Source organism: Streptomyces sp. NPDC093795, assembly GCF_044764665.1.
Classification (GTDB): domain Bacteria; phylum Actinomycetota; class Actinomycetes; order Streptomycetales; family Streptomycetaceae; genus Streptomyces.
In genome coordinates this window covers 190,222-204,081 of the sequence record NZ_JBIWIO010000003.1, presented here as the reverse complement: position 1 = coordinate 204,081, position 13,860 = coordinate 190,222, and the positions used below count along the sequence as shown (strand labels likewise).

At 73.2% G+C, this 13,860-nt stretch carries 8 protein-coding genes; 5 read left to right on the top strand and 3 right to left on the bottom strand.

Annotated elements, in window-relative coordinates:
- Positions 1-8: 8 nt before the first annotated feature.
- A complete protein-coding gene (mltG, locus tag ACIRB7_RS09750) occupies positions 9-866 on the bottom strand; it encodes an endolytic transglycosylase MltG (protein ID WP_403594903.1) in 858 nt (285 codons plus the stop codon).
- A 306-nt stretch (positions 867-1,172) separates the two neighbouring features.
- The gene (locus ACIRB7_RS09745) at positions 1,173-3,050 is read right to left on the bottom strand and encodes an ABC transporter ATP-binding protein (RefSeq protein WP_403596147.1); all 1,878 of its coding nucleotides are present in this window, start codon (positions 3,048-3,050) and stop codon (positions 1,173-1,175) included.
- Positions 3,051-3,159: 109 nt separating this feature from the next.
- On the opposite strand from ACIRB7_RS09745, the gene ACIRB7_RS09740 reads away from it, so the two are divergent.
- The 3 genes from ACIRB7_RS09740 (at position 3,160) to ACIRB7_RS09730 (ending at position 8,205) form a co-directional block, all read left to right on the top strand.
- Entirely contained in the window at positions 3,160-3,654 is a 495-nt protein-coding gene (locus ACIRB7_RS09740; protein ID WP_403594900.1) for a MarR family winged helix-turn-helix transcriptional regulator, read from the top strand.
- Between the two features lie 40 nt (positions 3,655-3,694).
- Entirely contained in the window at positions 3,695-6,619 is a 2,925-nt protein-coding gene (locus tag ACIRB7_RS09735; RefSeq protein WP_403594897.1) for an FAD-binding and (Fe-S)-binding domain-containing protein, read from the top strand.
- A gap of 191 nt (positions 6,620-6,810) precedes the next feature.
- Entirely contained in the window at positions 6,811-8,205 is a 1,395-nt protein-coding gene (locus ACIRB7_RS09730) for a Gfo/Idh/MocA family protein (protein WP_403594894.1), read from the top strand.
- 87 nt (positions 8,206-8,292) lie between these two features.
- On the opposite strand, the gene ACIRB7_RS09725 is transcribed toward ACIRB7_RS09730, so the two are convergent.
- Positions 8,293-9,900 carry a peptide-N4-asparagine amidase gene (locus ACIRB7_RS09725; protein WP_403594891.1) on the bottom strand — a complete coding sequence of 536 codons (1,608 nt, stop codon included), beginning with the start codon at positions 9,898-9,900 and terminating at the stop codon, positions 8,293-8,295.
- 238 nt (positions 9,901-10,138) lie between these two features.
- On the opposite strand from ACIRB7_RS09725, the gene ACIRB7_RS09720 reads away from it, so the two are divergent.
- On the top strand, positions 10,139-11,956 hold the full coding sequence (locus ACIRB7_RS09720; protein ID WP_403594888.1) for an ABC transporter transmembrane domain-containing protein: 1,818 nt from the start codon (positions 10,139-10,141) through the stop codon (positions 11,954-11,956).
- Positions 11,953-13,734, top strand: a complete 1,782-nt coding sequence (locus ACIRB7_RS09715; protein ID WP_403594885.1) for an ABC transporter ATP-binding protein — start codon at positions 11,953-11,955, stop codon at positions 13,732-13,734. Before ACIRB7_RS09720 ends, ACIRB7_RS09715 begins: the two co-directional genes overlap by 4 nt.
- The last annotated feature ends 126 nt before the right edge of the window (positions 13,735-13,860 follow it).

The window sequence follows — 13,860 nt, the reverse complement described above, 5'->3', positions numbered from 1 at the left end:
GGCCGGGCTCAGCCCTTCGTGGCGCCCCGGATCGCGTTGAACTCGGCCACGTTGGCCTGGTGGGCCGCATAGTCGGCCGTGAAGCGGGTGTCTCCGGGTGCCACCGTGACGAAGTAGAGCCAGTCGCCGTCCGCCGGCCGGATCACCGCGTCCAGGGCCATGTCCCCCGGGTTGCCGATGGGCGTCGGCGGCAGGCCCTTCCGCTCGTAGGTGTTGTACGGGCTCTCGGTCCGCGTGTCCTCGTGCGTCGTGTCCAGAGTGCTGCGGCCCAGCGCGTAGTTGAGGGTCGAGTCCATCTGGAGCGCCATGCCACGGGCGAGCCGGTTGTGGACGACCCGGGCGACCTTCGCCATGTCCTCCGGGTTGTCCGCCTCGGCCTGCACGATGCTGGCCGCGACGACCGTCTCGTACACGCTCAGTCGCCGCGCCTTGGCCCCCTCGACGACCCGCGCGGCACCGAAACGCTTGCCCGCCGTGTCCACCATGAAGCGCAGCAGGCCCTCCGGGGTGGTGGCCTTGAGCACCGGATAGGTGGCGGGGAAGAGATAGCCCTCGGGGTTGCCGCCGGCGGCCGCGGGCAGCGGAAGGGCCGTCCCCGGCGCGGTCGCGGTCTTCCGCGAGGTCCCCTCGGGCAGGCCGAGCGCCCGGTCGACGGCCGTGTACACCTGGCCGGCCCGCCAGCCCTCGGGGACGAGCAGCGCCCGGGGCTGCTCGACGGCGGGATCGTCACGGGTCAGGAGCAGCGGGACGGTGACCGCGGCGGCCACGGCGAGAGCCGCTCCGACGAGGAGCGCTGCCTTGCCGCGCCTGGTCAGTCGAGGGCGGCGACGCGAGGGTGCGTACGGTGACGGCGGCCGGTACGTCATGGCCGCACGCTAACCCGGTCCGTACCGGAATCCGGGGAACCCGCGCACGCGGCGGCGCCGCCGGCCCCCTGGGACGGGGAACCGACGGCGCCGGGCACTGCGAGCGTCAGACGAGCCATCCCAGGAAGTGGAGGACGCCGGCGAGCAGATCGGTGATGACGTTCATGGTGGTGCTTCTCCTCGTACAGGTACAGCAGTGGGACTGCTGCGTTCAGCGGGACTGCGCGGTCACGGTCTGCAGCCCGTCGATCGCGCACCGCAATCTTCCGACGCCGTACGGGAGTGGGGCAACGATTCCTGGAACGATCACACGTTCTGGGGAACAACCGCTCCCACGTTCGTTTGTTCGGCCTCGGTCGTCACTCCCGTGGCGGCCAAGGCGCCGCGCGCGTCCCGGCGCACCAGGGCCGCGTACCGCCCGTCCCGCGCGAGCAGTTCGTCGTGGGTGCCGCGCTCCGCGATCCGCCCCGCCTCCAGGACGACGATCTGGTCGGCGTCCCGGACGGTGGAGAGCCGGTGGGCGATGGTGATCGTGGTGCGGCCCGCGGAGAGGGCGTCGATGGCCTGCTGCACCGCGTGCTCCGTACGGGTGTCGAGCGCGCTGGTCGCCTCGTCGAGGATCAGCACCGGCGGGTCGCGCAGGATGGTGCGGGCGATGGCCAGGCGCTGCTTCTCACCGCCCGAGAAGCGGTAGCCGCGCTCGCCGACCAGGGTGTCGTACCCCTCGGGGAGCGAGGCGATGTGCTCGTGGATCTGGGCGGCGCGGGCGGCGGCCTCGATCTCCTCGTCGGTGGCGTCCGGCTTGGCGAAGCGGAGGTTGTCGGCGACGGAGGCGTGGAAGAGGTACGTCTCCTGGGAGACGACGCCGACCGCGCGGGCGAGGGTGTCGAAGTCCAGGTCGCGCACGTCGACGCCATCGAGGGTGACCCGGCCGCCGGTGACGTCGTACAGGCGGGGCACGAGATAGCTGAGGGTCGACTTGCCGGAGCCGGTGGAGCCTACGACAGCCAGGCTGCCCCCGGCGGGGACGGTCAGGTCGAGGGAGTCGAGGGTCGGGCGGCCCTCGCCCTCGGGGTCGTAGCGGAACGTGACGTTCTCGAAGGCGACCTCGCCGCGGACCTCGGCGAGCCGGACCGGCTCGGCGGGTTCGGTGATGTCGACGGGCAGGTCGAGGTACTCGAAGATGCGCTGGAAGAGCGCGAGGGACGTCTGCATCTGCACGCCGGTGGAGAGCAGGCTGACGGCGGGCCGGAAGAGGCCCTGCTGGAGCGAGACGAAGGCGACGAGCGTGCCCAGCGAGATCTGGGTCCCGCCCGAACTCACCGCGATGCCGGCGGCCCAGTAGATCAGGGCGGGCATGGCGGCCATGACGATGCCGATGGTGGACATCCGCCAGCGTCCGGCCATGGAGGAGCGCACCTCGAGGTCGACCAGGCGCTCGGACTCCGCGGCGAAGGACTGCGTCAGCGAGTCGGCGCGGCCCATGGTGCGGCCGAGCAGGATGCCGCTGACGGAGAGGGACTCGGTGACGGTCGCGGCCATGGCGGCCATCTGCTTCTGGCGCTGGGTGGTGATCCGCTTGCGCTCACGGCCGACGCGGCGGCTGATCCAGACGAAGGCCGGCAGCAGAGCGAGCGAGACGAGCGTGAGGCGCCAGTCGAGGGCGAGCATGGCGACGACGGTCGCGATGACGGCGGTGAGGTTGGAGACGAGGGAGGTGGCCGTCGAGGTCACGGTCGCCTGCATGCCGCCGATGTCGTTGGCGATGCGGGACTGGACCTCGCCCGTGCGGGTGCGGGTGAAGAAGGCGAGCGGCATCCGCTGGAGCTGCTCGTAGACCCCGGTGCGCAGGTCGTGCATGACCCGCTGGCCGACGGTGGTGGAGATCAGGGTCTGGAGCACGCCGAAGACGCTGGTCAGGACGGCGGTGGCGATCATGCCGAGGGCGAGCAGGCTGAGCAGCCCGGTGCGGCCCTGGGGGATCGCGGTGTCCAGGATCTCCTTGAGCAGGAAGGGTGAGGCGACCGTGACGAGCGAGGCGGCGCCGACCAGGAGACCGACGACGACCAGGCGGGCGCGGTAGGGGCGGAAGAGTCCCAGGATGCGCCGCAGCTGCGCGGGCTCCTTCGGCCGTGCGGAGTCGCGGGGCGGGGGCGTCCAGTCGGGCTGGTCGTGGGGGCGCATGGGCTCCTTCGAGGGGTTCGGGTCGACCGCCGCGGGCGCGGGGCCGACGAAGACCATAGCTCATTGTTACCTATACTCACAATGAACTACATCCTGATATTGTTCCCGCATGACCGCCTCCGACCCGCTGGACGCCTCCGACCGGCCGACCTCCGCCCCGCTGACCAGGACCGACGCCGACGGGCTCCTCGCCGAGCAGCTCCTCCGCCTCACCCGGCGGCTGCACCGCATCCAGAAGCGCCACCTGGAGCCGGTCGGCATCACCCCCGCCCAGTCCAGGCTGCTGCGGACGGTCGCGCACTTCGGGGAGCCGCCCCGGATGGCCGACCTCGCGGCCCGCCTCGAGGTCGTCCCGCGCGCGGTGACCAGTCTCGTCGACGGCCTGGAGGCCGTCGACCGGGTGCGCAGGGTGCCCGACCCGAGCAACCGGCGGGTCGTGCGGATCGAGCTCACCGACGCGGGCCGCGCCACGCTGCGGGAGCTGCGAAGCGCGCGCCGGGCGGCCGCAGAGGACATCCTTGCTCCATTGACCGCCGCACAGCGCGAGGTACTCGGAGGTCTGCTGTCCGCCCTGGTCGACCCCGGCCCGGAGGGCTGCTGCTGACCCCCCGGGTGCGGGGACGCGCCGAAGGGGAGCCGTTGACATGCCGCTGTTCGAGCCGAACCCGCAGGCCCTTCGCCCCGGTAGGAAGCGGAGTCCGGCCCCGGACCGCGTCCCGGAGCTCCAGGCCCGGGGCACGCCACGGCGGATGCGCGAGGAGCTGACCGAACTCCTCGGCGAGGACAAGGTCCTGTCGGGGATCTCCGACCTGGTCCGGTACGCCTCGGACGCCAGCCCGTACCGCTTCGTGCCGCAGGTCGTCGTGGTCGCCGAGGACATCGACGACATCTCCACGATCCTGTCGTACGCGCACGGCAAGGGCCGCGCGGTGGTCTTCCGGGCCGCGGGGACCAGCCTCAACGGGCAGGCGCAGGGCGAGGACATCCTGGTCGACGTGCGCCGCCACTGGGTGGGCGTCGAGGTCCTGGACGGCGGCGCGCGCGCCCGGATCCGCCCCGGCACCACCGTCGTACGGGCCAACGCCGCGCTCGCCCCGCACGGGCGGGTCCTGGGCCCCGACCCGGCGAGTGCCGTCGCCTGCACGATCGGCGGGGTCGTCGCCAACAACGCCTCGGGCATGACGGCCGGGACGACGCGCAACTCGTACCGGACCGTCTCCTCGCTCACCTTCGTCCTGCCGAGCGGGACCGTCGTCGACACGGCCGACCCGGCCGCCGACGAGGAGCTGGCGCGCGCCGAGCCGAGGCTGTGCGCGGAACTGACGGCGATCAAGGCGGAGATCGAGGCGGACGCCGAGCTCACCGCCCGGATCCGCGCCAAGTACGCCATCAAGAACACCAACGGCTACCGGCTCGACGCCTTCCTCGACGGCGACACGCCGGTGCGGATCCTGCGCGGTCTCATGGTCGGCTCCGAGGGCACCTTCGGTTTCATCTCGGAGGTCGTCTTCGACACGCTGCCGCTGGACCGCGAGGTGTCCACGGCGCTGCTCTTCTTCCCCTCGCTGCCGGCGGCGGCGGCCGCCGTGCCTCTCTTCACCGAGGCCGGGGCGCTGGCCGTCGAGCTGATGGACGGCAACACGCTGCGGGCATCGGTGAGCGTGGCGGGCGTGCCCGCGGACTGGGCGGAGCTGCCGAGGGAGACGGCGGCGCTCCTGGTGGAGTTCCGGGCGCCGGACGCGGCGGCGCGCGAGGCGTACGAACGGGCGGCGGACGAGATCCTCGCCGGGCTCCACCTGGTGGCCCCGGTGGCCTCCGTGGAGAACGCGTTCACCCGCGACCCGCAGAGGATCGCCGGGTACTGGAAGGCCCGCAAGGCCTTCGTGGCGGCGGTCGGCGGCGCCCGCCCCTCCGGTACGACCCTGATCACCGAGGACTTCGCCGTGCCGCCGGCCCGGCTCGCTGAGGCCTGCGCGGCCCTGCTCGACCTCCAGTCCCGGCACGGCTTCGACGCGGCCGTGGCCGGTCACGCCGCGCACGGCAACCTCCACTTCCTCCTCGCCTTCGACGCGGCCGACCCCACCGACGTCGAGCGGTACGCGCGCTTCATGGACGAGTTCTGCAAGCTGACCGTGGAGCGCTTCGACGGCTCGCTGAAGGCGGAGCACGCCACCGGCCGCAACATCACGCCCTTCCTCGAACTGGAGTGGGGGACGCAGGCGACCGACCTGATGTGGCGCATCAAGGAGGCCGTCGACCCCGACGGGGTGCTGGCGCCGCGGATCGTCCTGGACCGCGACCCGCACGCCCATCTGCGCGGTCTGAAGACGATCCCGTCCGTGGAGCGGATCGCCGATCCCTGCATCGAGTGCGGCTTCTGCGAGCCGACCTGCCCCAGCAAGGACCTGACGACCACTCCGCGCCAGCGGATCGTGCTGCGCCGGGAGATGATGCGGCAGCGCGTCGGCTCGCCCGTCGAGACCCGGCTCCTGGAGGCGTACGGCTACGACGCCGTCGACACCTGCGCCGGTGACTCGACCTGCAAGCTGGCCTGCCCCGTGGGGATCGACACGGGCGCCCTGATGAAGGAGTTCCGGCACGAGCGGCACTCGCCGCGCGAGGAGCGGATCGCCGCCCTCGCGGCGAGGAACTTCCGGGCCGTGGAGGCCTCCGCGCGGCTCGCGCTCGCGGCGGCCGACCGGATCGGGGACCGGGTCCTGGAGTCGGTGACGGGCCTGGCCCGCCGGGCGGTCAGCAGCGACCTCGTACCCGAGTGGCTGCCGCAGATCCCGGGCGCGGCGGCGCGGCGACTGCCCCGCACCCACCGCCCGGCGGCGGTCGCCGTCTACTACCCGGCCTGTGTGAACCGGATCTTCGGAGGTCCGGACGGCGACCGGGGGCCCTCGCTCCCCGAGGCGGTGGTCGCGGTGTCGGCGCGGGCGGGGAAGCCGGTGTGGATCCCGGACGACGTGGCCGGTACGTGCTGCGCGACCATCTGGCACTCCAAGGGGTACCGGCGCGGCAACGAGGTGATGGCGAACCGGGTCGTCGAGGCGGCCTGGGGGTGGACGGCGGGCGGGACACTCCCGCTGGTGGTGGACGCCTCCTCGTGCACGCTCGGCATCGCGCACGAGGTGGTGCCGTACCTGACGGAGGACAACCGGGCGCTGCACGCGGAGATGACGGTGGTGGACTCGCTGGTGTGGGCGGCGGACGAGCTGCTCCCCCGGCTCGACGTCCGCCGCCGTGTCGCCTCCGCCGTGGTGCATCCGACGTGTTCGATGCGGCACCTGGGCGACGAGGAGCAGCTGACGGTGCTCGCGGAGGCCTGCGCGGAGGAGGTCGTCGTCCCCGCCGACGCGGGCTGCTGCGCCTTCGCGGGCGACCGGGGGATGCTGCGTCCGGAGCTGACGGCCTCGGCGACCGCCCGTGAGGCGGCCGAGGTGACGGCGCGGTCCTTCGACGCGTATCTCTCGGCCAACCGGATGTGCGAGATCGGGATGGACCGGGCGACGGGCCACACCTACGGGTCGGTGCTCCTCGCCCTGGAGCGTGCGACGCGCCCCTGACGGCCCGCCGGGCCGGCTGATCGACGGCCCTCAGCCCGGGCGGCGTCCCTGACGGCCCCTCACCCCGACCTGGTGAGGGGCCTTCGTACATTCGGGTGACGCCGGGTGATCCGTACCGCTCGGCGCGATGTCCGGCACCGTACAGTCCGACCATCCGACGGGACGGCCGTGCACTCGGTCCGGGAGGTTCCATGAACGAGCAGACGCCGGGGGCTCCGAGCCGCCGCCAGGTCCTCGGGACCGCCGCGGCGGCCGGTGCGGGGCTCGGTGCCGGCGCCTTCGGCGGCCCGTCCGCCCGGGCCGCCGAGGCCTCAGGGGTCGTGGCCGCGCCGAAGCGCCGCGGGGCCACCATGGCCGGAGTCCCCTTCGAGAAGCGCTCCACGGTCCGGGTCGGCATCGTCGGGTACGGCAACCGCAGCGCCGCCATGATCGGCCACTTCCTCTCGCTCCCCGGGGTCCGTGTGACCGCCGTCTGCGACCCCGTACGCGACAAGGCGCAACGAGCGGCCGCCAAGGTCACGGCCGCCGGACACCCGGCCCCCGCCCTGTACACGAACGGCGAGAGCGACTACGAGAAGCTCTGCGCCCGCTCGGACGTCGACCTCGTGTACGTGGCCACCCCCTGGGAGAGTCACTTCGCGATCGCCCGTGCGGCGATGCTGAACGGCAAGCACGCCGGCGTGGAGTGCCCGGTCGCGATGCGGCTCGACGAGCTGTGGGAGCTGGTCGACCTGTCGGAGCAGACCCGCCGCCACTGCATGCAGCTGGAGAACTGCTGCTACGGCCGGAACGAGCTGCGGGTGCTGCGGATGGCGCACGCCGGCAAGTTCGGCCGGCTCCTGCACGGCGCGGGGGCGTACAACCACGACCTGCGTGCGCTGCTGTTCTCCCCGACGTACTACGAGGGTCCCTGGCGCCGGCTGTGGCACACGCGGATGCGGGGCGACCTGTACCCCACCCACGGCTTCGGTCCCGTCGCCGCCTACATGGACGTCAACCGGGGCGACCGGGCGGTGAGCATCAGCAGCTTCGGCACGCCGGCGCTGAGCCTCGCCGAGTACCGCGAGGAGAACATGCCGGCCGGTGACCCGAGCTGGAAGGAGTCGTACACCGGCAGCGACCGGACGATCAGCCTGGTCCAGACGGCCAAGGGGCGGGTGATCCGCCTCGAGCACGACGTGTCCACCCCGCACCCGTACAGCCGGGTCAACAGCCTGGGCGGTACGCGGGGCGTCTTCGAGGACTTCCCCGCCCGGGTGTACATCGAGCCGGACCACAAGGACGACGAGTGGGGCGACTTCTCGGCGTACGCGGCCGAGTTCGACCACTGGCTCTGGAAGGACCACGCGAACCCGCCGGGCGCCCACGGCGGCATGGACTACCTGATGGTGTTCCGGCTGATGCAGTGCATGCGGCTCGGGCTCACGCCGGACTTCGACGTGTACGACGCCGCCACCTGGACGGCGCCGCTGCCGCTGAGCGACGCCTCGATCAAGGCCAAGGGCGCCCCGCAGGAGATCCCCGACTTCACGCGCGGCGAGTGGGCCAGGACCCGCGCGGGCCTGGACTCGGCGAAACCTGCCTGAGGGGGGCGGTTACCCGGCCCGGCGTACGGGCCAGGGCTCTGGCGTACGGTGCCCGGTCCCGCGTACGGGGCCCGGGCACCGCCGTTCTCAGCAGCGCCGCAGGTCCTGCGTGACGGTGCCCTGGACGGTCGTGACGCTCCGGTCGTGGCAGCCGTCGGAGCCGTACAGCCGGTACCGCTCGTTCGTGGTGCCGACCGCGTGCCGCTGGTCGCGCGGGACGCCGGTGGTGTACGTGGCGTCCCCGGTGTACGTGTCGTCGAGCCACGACCAGGAGAGTCGCCGTCCGTCGCGCACGACGCTCGTGGCGGCGCGGTCCCCGAGGGTGAGAACCGTCCGGAGCCGGTCGCCCGCGCCGATCGTCGTCTCTCCGTCCATGGTGTACGTCCGGTCGGTGCGGGTGACGGTCCGGCCGGCGGTGACGGTCTCCCGGTCGGTCCAGCGCGCGGTGAACGCGTCCGGGTTCTCGCCCTCGCCCCAGCGGTGGACGGAGGTGTGGGCGACGGTCCGGTCGACGGTGGTGACGATCCGGCCGTGCGAGGTGTTCAGATGCCCGGCGACGGTGAGCCGGTGGTCCGCGTCCGTGTCCAGACGGTGCGGCGAGCCCGCCGTGTAGCGGGAGGAGTTGTGCGGGGTGGTCTCCTCGTGGCGGTCGAGGCCACCGGTGACGACCCGGCTGCCCTCGTCCTGCCAGAGCAGCACGTTGGTGGGGGTGGACCAGCCCGCCTGACCGGCGGGGACTCCGGCGACGGCGACGTCGACGCGGTGGGCGCGGCCGTCGTTGAGGAGGGCGGCGAAGGGCGTCAGGTCGTAGACGATCGGCTGGACGTCGAAGGCGCGCGGCCCGGGGGTGACGTACCAGAGGAAGGGGTTGGACCAGCCGCCGGTCCAGACCGTGGGGAAGGGCGCGGCGATGCCGGCGAGGCGGCCGTCGACGGAGACGCGGACCTCCCGGTGCGGGCCTTCGGCGGCGCGGCAGGAGTAGGGGGCGGCGTCGGGCACGGAGAGGTACCAGTACTCCTCGCAGCCGCCGCCGGAGCCGGTGGCGTACACCTCGGCGAGGACGCGTTCGGTGTTGCGCGGGGTGGTGAGGGTGGCGCCGGTGAGCGGGATCACCCGGTCGGGCGTACCGGCTGCGGGCTTCACGCGGCCCTCGGCGGTGTGGAAGGTGAGGGTGACGCGGACGTCGAGGACGCCGGTGTACGTCTCGTTCACGACATTGCCGATGAGCATCTCGACGGGCTGCGGGCGGCTGAGGGTGTCGCGGTAGCGGGTGACGTCCTTCTCGACGGACCAGGTGATGCCGTCGGGCGAGGGCTGGGGTGTGGAGGTGCGGAAGATCTCCACGCCGCCGACGGTGAGGTGGCCGAGGCGGTCGTACTGACGGCCCTTCACGCTGCCTTCGAGGCGCAGGACGACCTTGTTCCAGCGGGTGCCGCACTCCTTCGGCGGGGCGTAACTCCCCTGGTAGGGGGTGAAGTCACGGAACTGGGCGACGGCGAGGGTCACCTCGCAGCTGCGGGTGCCGGGGGTGTCGACGGGCGGCCCGGCGGTGACCGGGTCGTGCCAGTCGCTGGTGAACTCGGCCGGGGGCGTCGGGCCGTTCGGACCGTCGGCGGCGGCCGGGTGGGCGGTGAGGAGCGCGCTCGCGGCGAGGGCCAGACCGCTGAGCATGCTCATGATCTTGAGTGATCTCATGGGGCGGAAGTGAAGCGTGGTCGGCGTCGTGCGGTCCAGAGGGCGATGAGCGGACATGGCGCGATCTGTTCCGTCATGGGGAAAATCGATTGCCGCCGGGCGGGGAAAAAGCGAACCTTGCACGGTTTCCATCCCGCCATCCCGCACACCGCCATGCTGCACACCGCCATCCGCACATCGCCGTCGCACACCCCCGGCGCGCGTATCACCGGACAAGACCCGGAGACCCTGGGACGCCATGCAGATTCGAGATCTTCCCTACGCCGACCCAGGGGTCCCCGATGTCCGCTCGGGCACCCGGTTCCTGATCTGGCTCGGCCGTCAACAGCTCGCCGGGCAGGTGAAGTCCATGCTCTGGGGACTCCTGCACCACCTGGGCATCGCCGGACTGCCGCTCGGCACCGGCATCGCCGTGCAGGCCGTCGTGGACCGCGACGGGGGGCGGCTCGCGGTCGCCGGAGTGCTGCTCGTGGTCATGGGCGCCGCGATCGCCGTCGGTGACGTGATGCTGCACCGTACGGCCGTCACCAACTGGATCACGGCGTCCGCCCGGGTCCAGCAGCTGCTCTCGCGCAAGACCGCCGAGCTGGGCGCGCTCCTGACCCGGCGGGTCGCCGCGGGCGAGGTCGTCGCCGTCTCCACCGGCGACGTCGAGAAGATCGGCTGGTTCGTCGAGGCCCTCTCCCGGTTCGTCGCGGGCGCCGTCGTGCTTGTGATCATCTGCGTCGGCCTCTTCGTCTACGAGCCGTCCCTCGGCGTCGTCGTCGCCGTCGGCATCCCCTTCCTCGCCCTGTCCGTGCTGCCGCTCCTCCCCCGCGCGACCCGCCGGGCGGACGTCCAGCGCGAGAAGGCCGGCAAGGCCACCGAGCTGGCCTCCGACACCGTCGCCGGCCTCCGCGTCCTGCGCGGCATCGGCGGCGAGGAGCTGTTCCTCGGCCGCTACCGCGCCGCCTCCCAGGAGGTCCGCAGGGCGGCCGTGCGCAGCGCGCGCATGTGGGCGCTGATCTCCGCGACCCAGGTCGTGCTGCCCGGCATCCTGCTCATCGTCGTGGTGGCGTACGGGGCGCGGCTCGCGCTCGACGGGCGGATCACGGTCGGTGAGCTGGTCACCGTCTACAGCACCGTGGCCCTGACCCTCTACCCGTTGCGGAACTTCGAGGAGATCGCCATGGCCTTCTCCTTCTCCCGGCCGTCCGCGAAGCGGGCCGCCCGGGTGCTCGCCCTGACCCGTACGTCCACCACCACCGACGCGACCGACGCCGGGGGCGAGGACCGCACGGCGCACGGGGACCTGTACGACCCGCTGACCGGGCTGCTCGCGCCCGCCGGCCGCTTCACCGCGGTCGTCTGCGGCGACCCGGACGTGGCAGGGCGGCTCGCGGACCGGCTCGGCGGCCACCCGGCGGAGCCGGGCGCCGACCACACCTCGGTCCTGCTCGGCGGGGTCCCGCTCGACGAACTGCCGCTCGGGGCCGCCCGTACGGCCGTCCTCGTCCAGGACAAGGATCCCGTCCTGCTCTCGGGCACCCTCCACGAACTGCTCGATGTGCCCCGCTCCGGCGAGGTCCTTCCGGCGCAGGCCCTGGCCGCCGCCCGGTGCGAGGACGTCCTCGACGCGCTGGCGCAGGCCTCCGTGGACAGCGACGGCGATCCGATGCGTACCCGCATCACCGAGCGGGGCCGGTCGCTCTCCGGCGGCCAGCGGCAGCGGCTCGCGCTCGCCCGGTCCCTGATGGCCGACCCGGAGGTGCTCGTCCTCGACGAGCCCACCTCGGCGGTCGACGCGCACACCGAGGCCCGGGTCGCCGCCGGCATCAGCGAGCTGCGCGAGGCACGGACCACCGTGGTCCTGGCCTCCTCACCGCTGCTCCTGGACCGCGCCGACCGGGTCGTCCTGGTCGACGAGGGCCAGGCGGTCGCCGTCGGCACCCATCGCGAGCTGCTCGCACGGGAGCCCCGCTACCGCGCGGTCGTGACCCGCGAGACCGACGAGGAACTCGACACGGCGGGCCCCCGCCTCGGCGAGATCGAAGCACTGGAAGGGGAATCGGCATGATCGGCCTGGCGCCGCCCGCGTACGACCCGGCGGCCCCGACGACGGCGACGACACTGCCCGTCGCCGCCACCGCGACCGTCCACGCCTACGTCCGCGAGCTGCTGCACCGCCACCGCCGGGCGTTCGCCGTGCTCATCGGGGTGAACACGGTCGCCGTGATCGCCTCGATGACCGGCCCGTACCTGCTCGGTTCGGTGGTGGACGAACTGGCCTCGGGGGCGCGCGAGCTGCATCTGGAGCGTACGGTCGCGCTGTTCGCGGTCGCCCTGCTCGTGCAGACGTTCTTCGTGCGGCTCGTCCGGCTGCGCGGGGCGATGCTCGGCGAGGAGATGCTGGCGGATCTGCGGGAGGACTTCCTCGTCCGCGCGGTCGGTCTACCGCCCGGCGTGCTGGAACGGGCCGGCACCGGCGATCTCCTCTCCCGGATCACCACGGACGTCGACCGGCTGTCCAACGCGATGCGCGAGGCCGTGCCGCAGCTGGCCATCGGTGTCGTGTGGGTGGCGCTGCTGCTCGGCGGCCTCGCGGTGACGTCGCCGCCGCTCGCGCTCGTCGCGCTGCTCGCGGCGCCGCTGCTGATCGTGGGCTGCCGCTGGTACTTCAAGCGGGCGCCGTCGGCGTACCGCTCGGAGTCCGCGGGGTACGCGGCGGTGGCCGCCGCCCTCGCGGAGACGGTCGACGCGGGCCGTACGGTCGAGGCGCACCGCCTCGGCGCCCGCCGGATCGCCCTGTCGGACCGGCGCATCACCGAGTGGGTGGCGTGGGAGCGGTACACGCTCTTCCTGCGCTCGGTGCTCTTTCCCGTCGTCAACATCACCCATATGACGGTGCTCTGTTCCGTGCTGCTGTTCGGCGGGGTGTTCGTGCTCCAGGGCTGGATCGACGTGGGGCAGCTGACGACGGGCGCGTTGCTCGCGCAGATGCTGGTGGACCCGATCGGGATCGTGCTCCGCTGGTACGACGAGCTCCAGGTCGCCCAGGTGTCGCTGGCGCGGCTCGTCGGCGTCCGGGACATCGAGCCGGACGCGGGCGACGCGGAGGTACGGCCGGAGGGCCGGGACGTCCGTGCGGACGAGGTCAGGTTCGGCTACCGCGAGGGCGTCGACGTGCTGCACGAGGTGACCCTGAAGGTGGCGCCCGGCACCCGGCTCGCGCTCGTGGGCCCTTCCGGTGCGGGCAAGTCCACCCTCGGCCGGCTGCTGGCGGGCGTGTACGCCCCCCGGACCGGTTCGGTCACCCTCGGCGCGGCCGAGCTGGCGCGGATGCCCGCCGAGCGGGTCCGTGAGCACGTGGCCCTGGTCAACCAGGAGCATCACGTCTTCGTGGGCACCCTCCGGGACAACCTGCTCCTGGCGCGGACCGGTGCCTCCGATACGGAGCTGTGGGCGGCGCTCACGGCGGTGGACGCGGAGGTCTGGGCCCGGGGTCTCGACGAGGGCCTGGACACCGAGGTCGGCTCGGGCGGCCGGACGCTCACTCCGGCGCAGGCCCAGCAGATCGCGCTGGCCCGGCTGGTGCTCGCGGACCCGCACACCCTGGTCCTCGACGAGGCGACCTCGCTGCTCGACCCGCGCGCGGCCCGGCACCTGGAGCGCTCGCTCGGCCGGGTCCTGGACGGGCGCACGGTCGTGGCCATCGCGCACCGGCTGCACACCGCGCATGACGCCGACCTGATCGCGGTGGTCGAGTCGGGGCGGATCAGCGAGCTGGGCAGCCACACGGAACTCGTCGAGGCGGACGGGGCGTACGCGGCGCTGTGGCGGTCCTGGCACGGCTGACCGCCGAGGCGACCGCACCGAGCCGCCGCGGGGGGGGGGGGGGGGGGGCCCCCCCCCCCCCCCCGCGGGCCCCCCCCCCCCCCCCGCGCGGCGGGGGCGCACACGGGGGGGGGGCCCGCCCCGCCC